The sequence below is a fragment of the Mucilaginibacter gilvus genome (genome assembly GCF_004054195.1).
In the GTDB taxonomy this organism is placed as follows: domain Bacteria; phylum Bacteroidota; class Bacteroidia; order Sphingobacteriales; family Sphingobacteriaceae; genus Mucilaginibacter; species Mucilaginibacter gilvus.
Genome location: NZ_SBIW01000002.1, coordinates 352,961 through 369,592 on the forward strand (window position 1 = coordinate 352,961; position 16,632 = coordinate 369,592).

A 16,632-nucleotide genomic window follows, 5' to 3' on the forward strand; every position below is an offset into this window, starting at 1 on the left:
TTCTGCCTAATTAAGTTTCGCCAGGGGCGATAAATTTAACGAACACACACATTTTACGCAGGTTGGGTTGGTGCCCATATCCAGCGTTCGGCGAAAGTTTACCGAAGCCTTGCTATTCAAGATCTGCGCCAGCGAAGAATCCCGGATATTGCCGGTAGCTTCATGGAAAAAGCAGGGGCGCACGCTACCATCCGCTTCTATTACTGCCGACACCCAGGGCGCGTTACATTTTTTAAACGGAAAAGCGTTCAGCCCATAAAAAGCGGCGTAGTATCTATAAATGTCGCGAAGCTTTTCGGGGGATTCTGCTATAAATTGGTTACTAAAATTAGCTTTATCATCAATTATGGCTTCCACTACATTGCACAGTTCTGCCAGTTCATTTTCGCATGGCAGTATCTCATGCTGCTTGGGTTCGCTCCAGGCGGTTTGGCGGTTAAAGGCATGGCTGCTTACGTCTGCCGGTAAAAAACTCACCTGGTTTATGCCTATATCTCTTGCCGCCTTAATAATGGCCGGCCAGTTGCGAAAGTTTAGCCGATGGATGACCGTGCGGGCGGTAATGGGGTACATGGGTGCTATCGAAAGGATCTGCTCCACTCCTTCCTTCAATTTTTTAAATGCCCCGGGGATATCGCGGATAGCATCGTGTAGTGGCTCGTCACCATCCAGCGACAGGATCAGGTCGTCTACCCAGGTTATAATTTCCGAAGCATGCCTTTTGATGGATAGCCCGGTAGATAACAGGGTGATTTTTATATCCTGCTTTTTCAGGATGCGGCAAAGGCCGAAGAAGTTGGCATTTAACAAGGCCTCCCCGCCAGACATAAGCACTTGCTGTGTGCCGAGCTGTTTTAAATTGGCCAGCAAGCCGTCAACATCATGTTCGGTTAGCTGCTTCAAGTTTTTGTTATCCTTCCATATATCGCACATTACACAACGGCAATTGCAGGCACTATGCGGCATTAAAATCACCACCGGCAACGCGGTAATTTGATGCGTTTGCAACGTGCGGTAACGCTTAAAGGTGTGATATAAGCCCTGCCCTATCATGCCACGCTTTTATTAATTTTCACCCAATAAAACGGACTGTCTTTAAGCAGCCGGTTTTTGAGGCTATTCGGGTTAACTAACACTTTATAGTTGAGGCCCGCCAATTCATCCAGCCGATGGTGGAAATAATGGGCAGCCAATTGTGGGTAGCCGAGTTTTTGGTAGTAATCATGAGTACCCCGCTTAGCCCCCTCTACAGTTTGCTGCGTATAAAAATTAGTGTCGATAAGATGGATCTCGCCGTCTTCGGCAAGGTACTGCAGCATCTCCGCCAGTGTATTTTGCAATGGCGAAAAATACTGGATAGCCGCCGCGAACACGATCACATCAAACTTAAGCCCCACAAAATATTGATCGCTAAAGTCCCCCTCAAAAAATTGCAGGTTGCTTTTTTTAAAAACGCGTTTGGCCTGTTCCAACTCTACCTCATTTACATCCAGCGCGAATATGTGGGCCTCTTTTATACCGGCAAGCTTTGCCGCCAGCCAGCCATTGCCGCAGCCTATCTCCAAAATAGCCAAAGGTTTTTTCTTTTTGGCGAGGTAAGTAACCAACCGTTCCGACGACCGCTTCCTGATCTGCCATTCCTTGTAATGCACATGCGATGGCGCTATCTGCGGCAGTTGCCGTAACTGCTCATCGGTATAAATCCGCTGCTCCAGCCCGCGTACGCCAAGGTACAGCGCCTCAAAATCGGGCTCTGTTTCTAATGCTGGCAATATATACATTTCTTGCTGAGGCATGTTCTAAATTAAAACCCTTGTATCTCGGGCTGGCGGTAGCGCCAAACTTTTTGCAAGAGCTTTATTTCGTATGGGTATTGGTAAAGGTCAGTTTTGTAGCGTAAGCCGGCTATCAGCTTTATGGCCCGGCGTTTCAGCCAGTTTAGGCGGATATCGGTTACCGTTGGGTACACGCCGTTTAGCACCGTCTCAAAATTCCTTATCTTATCTATCATCTCCGGTGTAAGCCAGGGCGTCAGCGGGTTTTTACGCAGGTCGAAGCTTTCCCATGCCGGACTTATCCAATCCTCCAGCGTTTCGGGGAAACGGAACCCGCTCGATAAAACCTGCTTGTACAGTTCCGAACCTTCGGTAGGTACGGGGCTGTAAGTGTATATCACTATCTCCGTTTTGGGGTTTACGGCCTTTACTTTTTTGATGAAATCTATCTCAAAATCAATCTGCCCCTGCACCTGCTGCTGCGTTGGCGCGGGCGTGCCCAATACAAACGAATATTCGGGGATGATGTCAAATTTCTTCAGTCGTTCTGCAAACTCGATGATCTGATCGCCGGTTTGGGTACCGCCTTTATCCATTTGTTCCAGTATGGCGTTGTTACCACTTTCGGCTCCAAAAAAGATGATCTTACAACCCGATTCGCGGATGGCTTGTAACGACGAATCTTTGAATTTGTGCATGGTATCTATGCGCGCCATGCCCCACCATGTCATGTTCTCAGGTTTTATCAACCTGGCAAATTCAACCGCGCGCTTTTCTGATACAAAGAAGTTATTATCATGAAACTCGATGGCATTGGCTCCCCATTTATCCTTAATGTATTTCACATCGTTATAAACCGTTTGCGCCGATTTTGCCTTCCACCTGGCCTCATAAATAGGTACCACCGCGCAAAACGAACAAGTAAAAGGGCAGCCGATACTGGAATGATAGGCCAGTGTCTTTTCGCCCAGGTACGTTTTCCCTAAAAACTTTGGGATAGGGTAAAAATTGGCCAGTTTATCATAAGGTAATGGCGGCAGCAAATCTTGGTCTATAAGATCCTCCTTGGCGGTTTTGAAGATACGGCCATCGGTAGCTTTATAAATGAGATTTTTAATAAATTCGAAAGGCTGCCCGTTCTCCAAAGCCTCTATCAATTGCGGAAAAGCATGATCGCCGGGGCCGTTGATAATAAAATCTACATAGCCCGAATACAGCACGGCGTTAGGCTGGTTGGAGGGGAAGTACCCGCCCCATATCATTTTTGTATGCGAATATTTGGCTTTAACCGCTTTAGCAATGGCGATGGCCTGCTTTAACTGCGGGCCGGGCATCACAGTAAAGCCCAGGTATTTGATCTCGCCGCCGCGTAGGTAGCTGTCAATTTTTGCTAAGGGGTCGGTCTCGCAATTACCATCCACTATCACCCAGCCATATTTCTCATCAACCGAGGCTGCAATGTTTAAAATGGAATTGGGAATGCGGTACTTATTTATCGAGCTTTTGGGGTTAAATAATAATATCCTGTCCATTAGGGGGTTGCCTCGCTTTTACTTATCGCTATCAAAAATCTCCCGGTGATGAGGTTTTACCCTCACCACGTTTAAACCGGGAGATGCCCATATCACAAAAACTTTAATCTGTCGGCACTTATCATTCCGCACATTTATAAATACGCTGGCGTCGGCTTGCGCGTTGCCTCGGCACATAAATAAAACAGCGCTGGCAACCTTTGCACACGGGTAACCGTAATTCTTATTAACCAGGTTTTAAATCTCATCGCCCGTGATAGCAACGCTAAAAAACTATGTAAAACAGCATCTTTTCCCTTCGGCAATAAAGGAGAAAGACTCGGTGGAGGCGTACGATATCTGGTCGAAAAACTACGATGAGCAGCCGGATAACCTCATGCTGGATCTGGACGAGGCTGTGTTTACAAAGCTCTTGGCTAACCTTCCTGTTCAAAATAAAAAAGTAGCGGATATTGGCTGTGGGACAGGCAGGCACTGGCAAAAAATACTGAACCTTCGCCCTGCGAAACTTACCGGCTTTGATGTATCATCGGGCATGTTGCGCCGGCTGGAGCAGAAATTTCCGCAGGCCCAAACCTACCAGATCACTGATAACCTTTTTAAGGATATCCCCTCAAAAAGCTACGATACCATTGTTTCTACCCTCACCGTTGCCCATATTAAAAACATTGAGGAGGCGCTAAAGGCATGGTGCCGTATCATAAAAAACACCGGCGACATTGTGATAACCGATTTTCACCCCAGCACATTGGCATACGGCGGCAAGCGCACTTTTAAACACGATAATTCTTTCATAGCGGTGCAAAATTTTGTACACCTCACCAGCACCATTAAAGAGATCTTACTCAATCATAACTTCCGGCTGATAGCGCAAGAGGAAATGAAGATCGATGAGTCGGTAAAGCACTATTATGAAAAGCAGAAGGCGCTGCATGTATACGAAAGCTATAAAGATTTCCCCATCATTTACGGGATGCATTTTGGGAGGGGAAATGATACTAAATAATGTGCAGCTTATTAACGGTACAACCGTAAGCATCCGTATAAGTGAGAGTAAAATTGACCGGCTATCAACGGAGCCTTTGATGGAAAAGGGCCAGCAGGAAGTGATGTTTTCGCATGCCTGGGCCTTCCCTGGGTTGATCAATTCGCATGACCATCTCGATTTTAATCTTTTCCCACAATTAGGCAGCCGTACTTATAAAAGCTATACCGAATGGGGGGAATATATCCATGAAACTTACGCGAATGAAATTGCCGCGGGGTTGAAGATCCCCCTGGCGCTGCGCGAACAATGGGGCATTTATAAAAACCTGCTTTGCGGCGTTACCACGGTAGTAAATCATGGCGAAAAGCACAGTCCGAAGGATGCCCTGATCGGCATCGTTGAAAACAAGCAGGACCTGCATTCGGTAGCATTTGAAAAACAATGGAAAAAACGGTTGAATAACCCCTTAAAAATAAAGCAGCCCGTTGTGATGCACGTTGGCGAGGGTACCAACCCCGCCGCACACAGCGAAGTTGACGAACTTATCCGCTGGAATTTATTGCACCGCAAACTCATAGGCATCCATGGCGTAGCGCTTAGCCCCGCGCAGGCGAGGTATTTTAAGGCGCTGGTATGGTGCCCGCAATCCAATTACTTTTTGCTGAATGCAACCGCGCCGGTTAACCGCTTAAAAAGGTTCACCAGCATTTTATTCGGCACAGATTCCACCCTTACCAGCAGTTGGAACATTTGGGAGCACATCACGCTTGCCCGCGAAACGCAAATGCTAAGCGATGAGGAGCTGTTCCGTTCCCTTACAAGTGATGCGGCCAAGGTTTGGAAGCTAAACTGCGGCAGCATTGCCGAAGAGTTTGATGCCGACCTGCTGCTGGTTAAGGATACCGGCAATAAGGGCCTGGATGCTTTTTATAGTACTAAGCCGGAGGATATTTTAATGGTGATAAGCAAGGGGAACATCCGCCTTTTCGACCAAAGCCTGTATCACCAATTGGGTGATATGCCATTACATCAATTCAGTAAAGTGTATAGCGGGAGGAGTGTGAAGTATGTGCAGGGGGATTTACATGGGCTGATGAACCATATACGGCAGTATAAGGCCGATATTCCATTTCCTGTTTATATACCCTCAGAACCTGCCGCCTGATATGAGCGTATTAGAAAAAATACTAACCAAAACCAGCCGCAGGGCACGCTACATACAGGGCGACATCTCGCATTTTATGGGGGTGGATAAGAACTATTACGCCCGTGCAAGGGGAAGCCGCATATTGGCCTATCATGGCATTTGCCAGGCCGAACCCACTACATTCAATACCCTTTTTATCACCGCGCAAACTTTTGAGGAGCACCTTAGTTATTATAAAAGATACTTCAATTTGGTTTCTATGGACGACTATTACCTGCAGCGTTTCTCTAAAACAAAATTTAATATCTGTCTCACTTTCGACGACGGGTTTGCCAATAATTACGTCTACGCGCTACCCCTGCTGAATAAATATCAGGTACCTGCAACTTTTTTTGTAACCGCCGCCAGTGCTGCCGGTTACGATATTTTATGGAACGATATGCTGAGCATCGCGGGCAAATATGGCCCGGCGGTTTTAACTTTTAAAGATCAATCGTATCACAAAAACAACTATCGCCAATATATTGATGCTGAAGGTATAAGCCTGAATGCAAAATTAAGAAAACGCGGTTTTTCCGACAAGGCGGAACTGATGCGCCTGTTGGATAAACTATGTCCCTTCCGCGAAAAAAAGCAGCATCAGGATTACTGGTTGCAGATGACGGCCGATCAAATTAAAAAAGTGGCGTCTTCGCCGTATGTTACCGTCGGCTCACATGGGTATTATCATAACGACCTGGCTGGAATAACCCGCGCCGAAGCTGCAAAAGAACTCGCACAAAGCAAACAATACCTGGAAAACCTTACCGGCAAAGCAGTTAACAGTATTGCCTTCCCCTACGGCAGTTATAACCAGGCTGTAATTGACGCGGCTAAGGCCTGCGGTTATACGCGATTGTTAGCCACCGATTATAACCAGCCTAAAGACGGTGCAGATGCGGCGATGCGCGAACGCCTCACTATAAACCCATTTATATCAACCCCAAACCAAATGTATGCAAACGTTAGAGGAACATACTGACGATAAAGCTATATCGGGCGGGTACCGGGTAGAGCGGTTTAGCGTGGATAAATTAAACGACCTGGTTTATTTGCACATGGCTGTTTATGGCAAACTGCTGAGCCGCGATTTTCTATTGAAAAAATACAATACCGCCTTTACCGTGGTAACCTATATAGGCTTCCTTGCTTACGACCAAACCGACCTGCCTGTAGCATTTTATGGGGTACTCCCCTGCTTTGTGGAACATGGTGGGCGCTTAACGCTGGCCGCGCAATCTGCCGATACCATGACACAGCCCGAGCACCGCAATAAGGGACTGTTTGTCGCGCTTGCTAACCAAACTTATAGCCTGTGTCGTGCAGAAGGTATCCGGTTGATATTCGGCTTTCCTAATCAAAACTCATTGCCCGGCTTTATCAACAAGCTGGGCTGGGAAGCGGTGGGTTGTCTCGAGCGTTTCACTATCCCGGTTAAGGCGATCCCTTTAGAAAAGTTCGCCACGAAATTCAATGTGGCGAAACCGTTTTACGATGCTTATTTGAAACTTGTAATTAAAGCTGAAAAGAAGCCCTCGGGCATCAATAATTCTGTACTGGCCGAAGGTTACGGAGGGGTATATCGCGACGAAGAATTTTTAACTTATAAGGCTTATACTTACACCCACACCGTGCAAGTTGGGCAGGCGCGGGTATGGTTCAAAATAAAAAACGGACTGATCGTAGGCGATATAACCGGCCTTGCCGATAACATGGATGAGGTAATGGCAAAACTGTTGAAACTAACCAAACGTTTGGGCCTACAGCAATTGCAATTCCAGGTGTGCGCAAAAAGTCGCTTATATGCCATGCTGAAAAAATACGGCGAACCAATTCCCTCTTTCACCGTCGCCATTAAGGATATGGGCTCGGGCATCCCTGCAGATAAACTCGCTTTTACCTTTGCCGATATTGATATTTTTTAACGCGCCCTCTTCATGAGATTTGTTTTTGCAAGCTACGTTTATACCCCTAACTTTCACGAGCCCGATGCCTGGTTAAAACGCATCAATGCCTACGCCGGCATACAGGAAGCGCTTAGTCGTACCAACGAAGTAGTCAGCATAGAACAAATAGATTATGAGGGCCGGCATTTTAGCGGCGGGGTTGACTACCACTTTAAACGATACCCGGCAGCCGCTTTGCGGTACTATCCCCGCAAGTTAAACCAGTTTATTAAAAGCCTGCAGCCCGATGTAGTGGTTATTCAAAGCCTTCATTTCCCCTTACAGGTGATGTTGCTGCGTCTTGTACTGGGTAAGCGGGTAAAAATAATGGTGCAAAACCACGCCGAACAGCCTGCGACCGGCTTAAAAAAACAACTTCAGAAATTAGCCGATAGACACATAAACGCCTACCTGTTTGCCTCTTATGCTATGGGAGTAGAATGGGTAGCTGCAGGCAATCTGGCGTCGGCAGCCAAGATCCATGAGGCTATGGAGGTATCGTCAGTATTTTACCCGGTAAACGGGGAGATAGCTAAACATAAAACCGGCATAACGGGTAACCCTGTGTTTTTGTGGGTAGGCCGTTTAAACGCCAATAAAGACCCCGTGAATGTGGTTAAGGCATTTTTAAAGTTTAGCCAACAGGAGCCAAACGGCAGACTCTACATGATCTACCATACCGATGAGTTGCTGCACGCTATCCAGGCGCTGCTGGCAAGCACCCCCCAGCTTTCACATTCGGTAGTATTGGTTGGCAAGTTCCCTCATCATGAACTTTTATATTGGTTTAACAGTGCCGATTTTATTATTTCCGGGTCGCATTATGAGGGGAGCGGGGCCTCGGTTTGCGAGGCTATGTCCTGCGGTTGTGTCCCGGTTGTTACCGATATACTTTCTTTCCGGATGATCACCAATAATGGCGATTGCGGCATCCTTTATACGCCGGGGAACGAGGAGGCATTACTGCAAGCCCTGCATAAAACCAGGCAAATAGATCTTTGGGATAAAAGAAAACGCTCGCTGGAATATTTTAAAACAACGCTCTCCTTTGAGGCGATTGCCCGGCAAATAGAGCGGATAGCTCATTCGCTGTAATTAAACAAAGCCATCATCGCCTTTGCGGTATTATTGACAGAATAAGGCAAAGTTGGTTCGTACTTTCGTGTATCATCGTTCAGCAATTCTCCTGCAATCCGGTTCATTTCTTCAGTCGTATTGGCGATATGCCAGTTTGGGAGGTTCTCATCCATTGCTTTGATGAAGCTAACAACAGTGGCACATGCGGCAAGTGCTTCCAGGCAAACCGTGCTGAATCCTTCGTATTCGGATGGGTGTATAAAAACCTTCGCCTGCTGCATCAGCTCCAGCACCTGCTGATGAGGGAGCTCGCCTTTTAGTATTAAATTATCTTCTAATTCAGATTCGGCAAGCATAGCGCTCAAGCGTTCCATTTCGGGGCCGGCGCCGCAAAGAACAGCACGGATATTGGGGTGGTCTTTTTTTAATTCCTTTACCAACTCCACAAACAAATGGTACCGCTTTAACGGTATCAGCGAACCGGCCGCCAGGAGATCGATATCCCTCATATTGCCAACATCTTTAAACGGTTGTGAGGAAACACCCACCGGGATCACATGCCCGGGCTTTACACCATAATTTTGCTGGTACTGATTTACAATAAATTCTGAAATAGCGATGAGGTTGACACTTTGGGGCTTTATCCGGCGCGCGTATTTGTTACCGGCTTTCGCGTCCTGGCCAAGCAGCCAGCTGTAGTGCTTCAACTTGTTCCATTTGGCAAAAAGACTACCCACAAAGGCAACTTCGCCCAGCCAAAAGCTCAGGATGCCGATGGGTTTATGCCGTTCCTTTATCGCACGCAAACATTGCCATGCTTTAAACCAGGTCGCCATTCTGGCCAGTCCTCCCTTGCCTTGGCCGCCAAAGGCAATTACTTTTATGCCATGCCATAGGTATTCCTTCTCCTGAAAGGGGTATTGAAAACTTAAGATAATGATGCGAAGTTTAGGATAATTATCTTTTAGTGCCTTAACAAAAACTTGCTGTGGCGGAATGCAGGTGGTATCCATTTCATCCGCAGGGAAACCGGGCGTTAGGATGATCAGCGTTTCAGGCATAGGCCCCCTCTAATGAAATTACCTTATTGCAAAAAGTAAGGCTTGCCTTATTATGCGTGATCAGGATGATGATTTTACCCCGTTTAGCTAACTGACTCAGCTTCGCGAGGATCTCGCGCTCGCTATTACCATCCATCTCGCTGAAAGGTTCATCCAGTATCAGCAGGTCAAAATCATGGTAGAGCGCTCTTGCCAGCATGATCCGTTGCCTTTGCCCGCCGCTGATGTTCTTGCCGTTCTCTGTTATGATATGGTTGATCCCTTCCGGGTATTTTGCCAATAATTCATCCAATCCACAAAATTCTAAGGCATACGCAATCCGTTCCTCTTCGGCAGCACCGTCGCTCAGCGTAATGTTTTTCAGGATAGAATCGTGGATAAAAAAAGGCTGTTGTTTTACAAGAGAGATATTCTTTCGGTAAACCTTCAGGCTTTCGGTATCGGCAATACGGTCATTTATACTGATAGAACCCTTATCATATTCTAAAAACCCCAGTAATAAATTAATAATGGTGGTTTTGCCCTTGCCGGAATTTGCGGAGATGCCCATCATATCGCCCGGGGCTATCTCAAAACTCAGGTCATCCAGCACCGGTCGGGATTGGTAGCCGAAACGGACCCCTTCAAATTTAACCTGCCGAATAGCTTTTGCTTTTTCGTCCGGCCCGGCATGCTTTACTTCATTACCTGCAACCAGGTCTTCGAGTATAAAGGCATAGGTTTTCATTTGCCCGGTGCTGTTCATTATTTTAACAATGCCCGGTATTACTTTATAAGCCGCAGCCATAAATATGCCAATGGTTAACATACCAATTCCCGGCGCGTTGCTGATATACTTACTAATGGCCACCAATATTAAAAAGCCCAGTACGGCAAAAACCTCCATTAAACGGCCGGGCAGGCTTTGCCAGGTTTGTTGCGCGGCAATGGTGTTATTCAATTGCTGCTGATAATTTAAATATCGGTCGCTAAAAAAATCATCCTTATCATAAATATTGCTTTCTACATAACCGGATAATGATTCGTTCAGATGCTGGATCGTTTTCGCGCTCGTCGTTTTGGTTTGATGCCGCAACGCTTCCTGCCGTTTACGGGTATACCGCCCCAATAGCACAACCGGGGGTAGCAGCAGCAGCAACATGATCAAAAATAGCGAAGGATGATAAAACAGGATGGCAACAACGGTAAAAGTTATCAGCAAGGTTTGCGATACAAGCTGCTGAAAATTAGTTAAAATGTAGTGGCTAAATTCGATTGGCTGGTTGCTGATACGGCGGGTTTGTACCGACGAATTGGTATGCACAAACTGCTGGTACCCCCCGCGTAAATAATTACCAATATTGCGTGCAGACAATCGTGATGCCACCCGGTAGAAAAAATGATGCTGCGACCTTTGCCCAAAAAAACCTACAGTGTTCTTGCAGGTAAACAGCAACAAAAACAGGCCGATGAGTTTGAGGGACTTGTTATCGGCAAGCCATTGGGGTAAAAAGGCAAGCCTGCTTGCGCCCGACACCTGCGTATAAAAGTTGATGATAATCAACAAAGATGCCAGGAAGGCAATATCCAGTAAAGCTATCAGCACATCAAAAACGATGAGCTTAAACAGCTTATCTTTTTCCTGTGGGGTGAGGATAAGGAAGATACTTTTTAAAATTTGTTTCAAAACGTTAGGGCCTTACAAGCCTTACGTTTGCTTACCGGCTATGGTTGCTTTAGGCCGGCAATTGTATCAATCAGTCTTCCGTAATATGTTCTCAATAATATAAGTCGCTTCTTTTACCATTATTTTTTTCTTGATGAGGTCGTTCAGGTCAGTTATAGCGCCGTCGTTTATGGGATAGTTTTTTTCTTTACAGGTTTTGACAAATTGCGTATACAGTTCCCTGGCTTTTTCAAAATCGCCCTTTGCCAGGGTAGCTAAAGCTATGTTAAACATGGCATAGGTAGCATCCTCCTGGTAATTAAGGGCCTTATAAGAGTGTTTTATACAAGCATCGTAATTACCCAGGCAATAGTAATCCCAGCCCATATTGCCGTTAGCAATGGCGTAGGTACTATCAATGGCGACCGCTTTTTCAAGCGCTGCAATTGCTTCTTTGTACCTCCCAAGTTTATTAAGAGAAATATCCATATCCACGTATGCATATTTATAATTGGGGTTTATTTTCAAAGCCGCCTGGTACCACGATATTGCTTTTACTTCATCACCATTGCTATGATAGCAATTGCCAATGCGGTCCATCAAATATTTATTGTTTTTATCCATACTAAACGCCTTTTTAAAATCAACCATGGCGTTGGTAATGTCTTTAGCGTAAAAATAAGCGTCGCCGCGTTCTTCATAAAAGTCGCTGCGGTTGGGGTTGTAGGCTATGGCCCGGTTATGTTGGGCAATGGCCGCCGGGTAATCATCCATGGCGTAAAAAATCTCGCCTTTAATATTGAAGCCGTCCGCATCCTCCTTGTAGGTATTGAGGTGCAAATTGATATAAAACATTGCGCTATCCGTCATATTTACATCCTTATATGCCCGTGCCAGGTTATAATGGCACCACTTGTAATTATTTACTATAGCCAAAGTTTGCAGGTAGCCATTAATAGCTTGGCGGTATTTATCCTCATCCATGTAAATATCTGCCCGTTCATAAAAGGCTTCAAAATGCGCCGGGAATAATTTTATTGTTTGGTCATAGTCTACCAATGCCTTACTATGTAATTTTAATCCCTCGTAGCTTTTTGCGCGGAGGTGATAGGCATGAGCATACTGCGGTGAAAGCGATATCACTTTGGTGCAATAACCTACAGTTTCTGCAAATTTGTCCTGCCCGAACAATATTTCGGCCTTAAGCAAATTCGCACCAAGCAAATCAGGTTTTTCTATTAGCAATTTATTCAGGTCAGAATTGATCTTATCCGGCGTATCGAACTGTAGCAAAAGCTTTAACCGCTTCACAAAAGTTGTTGAGGGAGCTTTATTGATGTAGGGCAAAACCGTTTTTACTATGTTACCGGAACTGTCTGCAAACACTCCTTTCAAGAATGCATGCATCGGCACTACTTCGGCCGGCGAAAGCTTTCCTCGAGCTGTAATATCAATAAGATCTATCAATTCCAGCAGCTGGTAACTCAACACCCGTTGGATATCGCCTTTAGAAAGTACATAGCCAAACCCTGTTGATAATAATTTCACGCCTTTATCCATACTATCCTTACGAATACTGGCTATCCCTTCCTTAAAATAGACCGAAAAATCGCTTACCTGGTAGCTCATTGTTTTAGAAATGGGAACAGGGCGTTTTATGATCGTGTCAACAGGGATTGCAGCGTTGGCAACAAAGGCAAGGCACAACAGTACGCAGGCCGGGATTAGTTTAAAAGGAGTAGGCATGATATAAAAATACCATATTATCATTAATAAAAAAGATGAGCGCAAAAAAAATCCCCCTTTGCAGGAAGACTCTTATTTCAATAAATGGCGTTTACTTGGTGATGAGGTTATATAACTCATCCAGTTTCGGCGTTAGCACAATTTCTATGCGGCGGTTTTTGGATAGTGCATCCGGTGTTTCGCCGGTATCTATCGGCTGAAACTCCCCCTTGCCTGTGGCGGTAAGCCTTTTGGGATCTATCATTTCCACCTCGGTTAAATAACGGGTCACCGATGTTGAACGCAGTACGCTCAGGTCCCAGTTATCTTTTATCTGGCCAAGGTTTTTTACCTTTTTGTTATCGGTGTGCCCTTCTACCGCTATATTAATATCGGCTTCTTTATTTAAAACGGCAGCGAGCGATTTTAAAGCTTGTTTGCCTTTTTCGTCGATAACAATACTGCCCGACGGGAACAACAATTTATCCGTAAGAGATACGTACACCTTACCATTACGGATATCTACGCTCAGGCCGCTTTGCTGGAAGCCGAGCAGCGCTTTCTGCAGTTTATCCTTCAGGGCATTTGTGGCTTCGTCGCGCTTGCGCAGAATCTCTTCCACCTCTTTCAGGCGCGCCTCGCGTTTTTGCAGGTCAGACGATAGTTCGGTTACCTTTGAGGAACTGGCGCTGTAATTTTTATCTAAACTGTTATACTTTTTATCCAACTCGCTGTAGTTACCGTTCAGCTTGGCTATCTGGCCATGCAGACGTGCTGTATCTGCCATGAGCTGGCTCTTTTCGCTTTCGAGGCTAACCGTGCGGGTGGATAACGAATCGCGTTCAGCTAAAAGCGCTTTGTACTTTTTTGGCGATAACACCACGCATGAATGCAGTGCCATCATCAGTGTCGCGGCTAATAAAAGATGTTTAATTTTCATGATACTGTATTAATATAGGTTAACCGATGGCGTTCTTCAGGAAAACATTCAACGGGTAGATCTTACTGCATAGCCCGGCTATATCTTCTGCCGCTGTGGCGCTTTGCACTTCCTTATCTGTAAGCTGGTGAAAAACGATAAAGCTTTTCAGTTTTAGCAATTCAATATTTTCGTTATCGGCGCTGTAATCGCGCGGAACAGTTTTTAGTTGTTCCTGTTTCCTGAACTCGCCAAACAGCTTTACAAAACCGGGGTTGTCAACTATCTTCTTCAGATCGGCAGCGTTATAATCAATTTCCTGGCGAATAGCTTTCAGGTGTTCGGCCTCAGGCATCCAGTAACCGCCGGCAATGAAAGATTTACCCGGTTGGATCTGCAGATAGTATTCTACGCCGCCCAGCTTTAAGCCATGCGATGGTATACTAACGCCAAAATTGTTTTTATATGGTGTTTTATTGTTGCTGAAGCGAATGTCGCGGTAAATGCGCATCACACTTTTTTTGGGGTCGAGGTCGGCACTAACACCAGGATCTATCTGATGTACTTTGCTGATGAGGCTGGTAGTAAGCTCGATGAGGTTTTCGCGCGCCTTGTCGTACCGTTCTTTATTTGCCTGAAACCACTCCCGGTTATTGTTATCTACAAGTTCCTTTAAAAAATTGAGCGTTTGTGCCTTAATCATGCCTGAAAATTAATAATTACTAACAACGGAGTAGCTGTAGTAAAGTTTAATTTAAGTTGAGCTTTTCGTTGTGCATATCAAGGACAACATTTTTACGGCGGTATTTTTTATACCAGATGTACCCACAAACAGTAACAGCTAAATAAGGCGCGGCTAACAAATACATAATGCCTGCATTTAATCCTTTAGTGGCATGGTTACCACTTTTAGAGTTTGATTCTACCGCAGCTGTGCACATGGCACATTGCGCTTTGGCAGGTACAATGCTTAAGATGGTTAACCCGAACGCTATGGCGAAGAATAAATAAGTAACCTTTTTCATGCTTTCAAAAAAATTAAAAATGGTAGTAAGGTTTGATCATCAAATATACAACAACTCCGGATACTGTAACGAACAACCATATAGGAAACGCCCATCTTACCAGTTTCTTATGTTTTTCTACCTGCATTTGCAAGCCGCGGTAAAAACTCAACAATATAAGCGGTAATACGCCCGCCGCCAATACAATATGCGGAACCAGGATAGTTAAGTATAAGGTACGCAATCCGCCGGCAGTGGCTCTCTCTTCGGGGGAGGCTATGCCATCGCCGCTTGTGTCGCCGTAAGGAGTATCGTGCTGCATGAGGTAATGGAACAAAATGTACGATACCAGGAAGAGCGACGACAGGCAGAAGGTTAAAATGTTAAGCCTTTTATGCACAGTGATATTACCTTGCTTAATAAAGTATAACGATACCAACAGCAAAATACTACAGGTACCATTCAGGAACGCATTAAGCAATGGCAGGTAAGGCGTAAACGAAGGCGGCACCGCGGGGCCTGGTATTAGGTGGCGGTTTAAAATAACTACAACGGCTATTACAAAAATGGTAACACCTGCAACGAAACGGAATATGAATTTATCAGTCATTTTGTAGAGATTCAGTACGGCAAGATTCAAGAATCAGGATGCCTGTAATATTTAAATGAGTTCGCAATTGTTTTCTTCTTGAATCTTGTTTCTTGAATCTTGGCTCTAATACAACGCTTTATCAACCTTACGCAGCTCTTCAGCTATCAGCACTTTTATCTCGTCCTTTAACTTCATTACGTCAGGGCGCGAAGTGCCGGAGTAATAGCCACGGATGCGTTTCTCCGAATCGACCAGTATCAGCTTGTCATCTAAAATAAAACTGCCTTCACCCGCCTTGCTTGCGTTAACCAGCAGCCCGTTGTGTGCCAGGTTGTATATGGTTGATGTATCTCCGGTTAAGAACAGCCACTTATCGCTCGGTTTAAATTTAGCGGCATATTGCTTCAAAACGGGCTGTGTATCGTGTTCCGGGTCTACCGTGATGGATACGAAATGTACCATCTTATTTTTACGATAGTTAATATCAAGGCTATCAACAAAACTGTTAACCGTGTTGCAAACCTCCGGGCAGCGGGTGTAAAAAAACGCCGCTACAAATACCTTTTTATCAAAGTTTTTAAAAGATACCGGTTTGCCGTTCTGGTCGGTTAGCTTAAACTCATCCAGTTTGTGGTAAATGGTATCGGGGATGTCCTTACCATGCACGCGGTGGCTGGTTTTGGCTACTGTTTTACTGCCGTAAAATGGCAACGGCGTATACCTGTTTTTACCCTTTACGGTTAGCAGATAATATAAAAATCCCGGTAATGCTAATATCATTACCAGGATCAGGATTTTTTTTAGAATGCTTGCCTTGCGCATTATAATTTAGGGCGCAGATCTACCCAATAGTGGCTTTCGTTTGTAAGTACCAGTATAAGCCCTATAATAAACAGGATAGGTACAATGATAGCCAGTGCTAAACCTACCTTTTCGAATTTAAGGTGCATAAAGTATGCTACGATAAAAAACGCCTTAACTAATGTAAGTACAATGTATACCGGGTTAGCCCAATGAGCCGGAACATATTCCTTTGGCACAAGATATAGGGCGAAAATAAATTCAATTACTGTTATAAGTAATAGTACCCCAAAAACTACCCATATTTTTTTACGGGTCATTCCTTCATGCTCGCCGTGCTCTGCGTGAGCACCTGTTGATTCTGATGACATATATTTGATC

At 45.2% G+C, this 16,632-nt stretch carries 17 protein-coding genes; 5 read left to right on the forward strand and 12 right to left on the reverse strand.

Translation table 11 applies throughout. The features are described from left to right. Nucleotides 1-6: 6 nt before the first annotated feature. The 3 genes from EPL05_RS04785 to EPL05_RS04795 are packed head-to-tail and all read right to left on the reverse strand — an operon-like array spanning nucleotide 7 to nucleotide 3,307. Complete coding sequence (locus EPL05_RS04785; RefSeq protein WP_128532621.1) at nucleotides 7-1,053, reverse strand: radical SAM protein; 1,047 nt, start codon at nucleotides 1,051-1,053, stop codon at nucleotides 7-9. Continuing rightward, nucleotides 1,050-1,796: a class I SAM-dependent methyltransferase gene (locus EPL05_RS04790; RefSeq protein ID WP_128532623.1), complete on the reverse strand. Its 747-nt coding sequence runs from the start codon at nucleotides 1,794-1,796 to the stop codon at nucleotides 1,050-1,052. The genes EPL05_RS04785 and EPL05_RS04790 overlap by 4 nt, the downstream gene beginning before the upstream one ends. A gap of 8 nt (nucleotides 1,797-1,804) precedes the next feature. Then, nucleotides 1,805-3,307 carry a B12-binding domain-containing radical SAM protein gene (locus EPL05_RS04795; protein WP_128532625.1) on the reverse strand — a complete coding sequence of 501 codons (1,503 nt, stop codon included), beginning with the start codon at nucleotides 3,305-3,307 and terminating at the stop codon, nucleotides 1,805-1,807. Between the two features lie 253 nt (nucleotides 3,308-3,560). On the opposite strand from EPL05_RS04795, the gene EPL05_RS04800 reads away from it, so the two are divergent. From EPL05_RS04800 to EPL05_RS04820, 5 genes are read left to right on the forward strand one after another with little or no spacing between them, the layout of a single operon-like run. After that, nucleotides 3,561-4,313: a class I SAM-dependent methyltransferase gene (locus tag EPL05_RS04800; protein ID WP_166727632.1), complete on the forward strand. Its 753-nt coding sequence runs from the start codon at nucleotides 3,561-3,563 to the stop codon at nucleotides 4,311-4,313. Then, a complete protein-coding gene (locus EPL05_RS04805; RefSeq protein ID WP_166727633.1) occupies nucleotides 4,300-5,460 on the forward strand; it encodes an amidohydrolase family protein in 1,161 nt (386 codons plus the stop codon). The genes EPL05_RS04800 and EPL05_RS04805 overlap by 14 nt, the downstream gene beginning before the upstream one ends. 1 nt (nucleotide 5,461) lies before the next feature. After that, a complete protein-coding gene (locus tag EPL05_RS04810) occupies nucleotides 5,462-6,463 on the forward strand; it encodes a polysaccharide deacetylase family protein (protein ID WP_128532631.1) in 1,002 nt (333 codons plus the stop codon). Then, a complete protein-coding gene (locus EPL05_RS04815; protein ID WP_128532632.1) occupies nucleotides 6,438-7,406 on the forward strand; it encodes a GNAT family N-acetyltransferase in 969 nt (322 codons plus the stop codon). Before EPL05_RS04810 ends, EPL05_RS04815 begins: the two co-directional genes overlap by 26 nt. A gap of 12 nt (nucleotides 7,407-7,418) precedes the next feature. After that, entirely contained in the window at nucleotides 7,419-8,522 is a 1,104-nt protein-coding gene (locus EPL05_RS04820) for a glycosyltransferase family 4 protein (RefSeq protein WP_128532634.1), read from the forward strand. On the opposite strand, the gene EPL05_RS04825 is transcribed toward EPL05_RS04820, so the two are convergent. The 9 genes from EPL05_RS04825 to EPL05_RS04865 all read right to left on the reverse strand — a co-directional run bounded on the left by EPL05_RS04825 (nucleotide 8,510) and on the right by EPL05_RS04865 (nucleotide 16,622). After that, complete coding sequence (locus EPL05_RS04825; protein WP_128532636.1) at nucleotides 8,510-9,565, reverse strand: glycosyltransferase family 4 protein; 1,056 nt, start codon at nucleotides 9,563-9,565, stop codon at nucleotides 8,510-8,512. The genes EPL05_RS04820 and EPL05_RS04825 overlap by 13 nt on opposite strands. Then, nucleotides 9,558-11,231, reverse strand: a complete 1,674-nt coding sequence (locus tag EPL05_RS04830; protein ID WP_128532638.1) for an ATP-binding cassette domain-containing protein — start codon at nucleotides 11,229-11,231, stop codon at nucleotides 9,558-9,560. Before EPL05_RS04830 ends, EPL05_RS04825 begins: the two co-directional genes overlap by 8 nt. Before the next feature lie 66 nt (nucleotides 11,232-11,297). Continuing rightward, nucleotides 11,298-12,956, reverse strand: coding sequence for a tetratricopeptide repeat protein (locus EPL05_RS04835; RefSeq protein WP_166727634.1), 1,659 nt, complete (start codon nucleotides 12,954-12,956; stop codon nucleotides 11,298-11,300). 91 nt (nucleotides 12,957-13,047) lie between these two features. Continuing rightward, complete coding sequence (locus EPL05_RS04840) at nucleotides 13,048-13,875, reverse strand: OmpA/MotB family protein (protein WP_128532642.1); 828 nt, start codon at nucleotides 13,873-13,875, stop codon at nucleotides 13,048-13,050. A gap of 19 nt (nucleotides 13,876-13,894) precedes the next feature. Next, the gene (locus EPL05_RS04845) at nucleotides 13,895-14,557 is read right to left on the reverse strand and encodes a DUF2461 domain-containing protein (protein WP_128532644.1); all 663 of its coding nucleotides are present in this window, start codon (nucleotides 14,555-14,557) and stop codon (nucleotides 13,895-13,897) included. Nucleotides 14,558-14,603: 46 nt separating this feature from the next. Beyond that, the gene (locus tag EPL05_RS04850) at nucleotides 14,604-14,879 is read right to left on the reverse strand and encodes a hypothetical protein (RefSeq protein ID WP_128532646.1); all 276 of its coding nucleotides are present in this window, start codon (nucleotides 14,877-14,879) and stop codon (nucleotides 14,604-14,606) included. Nucleotides 14,880-14,892: 13 nt separating this feature from the next. Further along, entirely contained in the window at nucleotides 14,893-15,468 is a 576-nt protein-coding gene (locus EPL05_RS04855) for a DUF420 domain-containing protein (protein WP_128532648.1), read from the reverse strand. Between the two features lie 105 nt (nucleotides 15,469-15,573). Continuing rightward, nucleotides 15,574-16,230: an SCO family protein gene (locus tag EPL05_RS04860; RefSeq protein ID WP_243837215.1), complete on the reverse strand. Its 657-nt coding sequence runs from the start codon at nucleotides 16,228-16,230 to the stop codon at nucleotides 15,574-15,576. Nucleotides 16,231-16,271: 41 nt separating this feature from the next. Beyond that, entirely contained in the window at nucleotides 16,272-16,622 is a 351-nt protein-coding gene (locus EPL05_RS04865; RefSeq protein WP_128532652.1) for a cytochrome C oxidase subunit IV family protein, read from the reverse strand. Nucleotides 16,623-16,632: the final 10 nt, after the last annotated feature.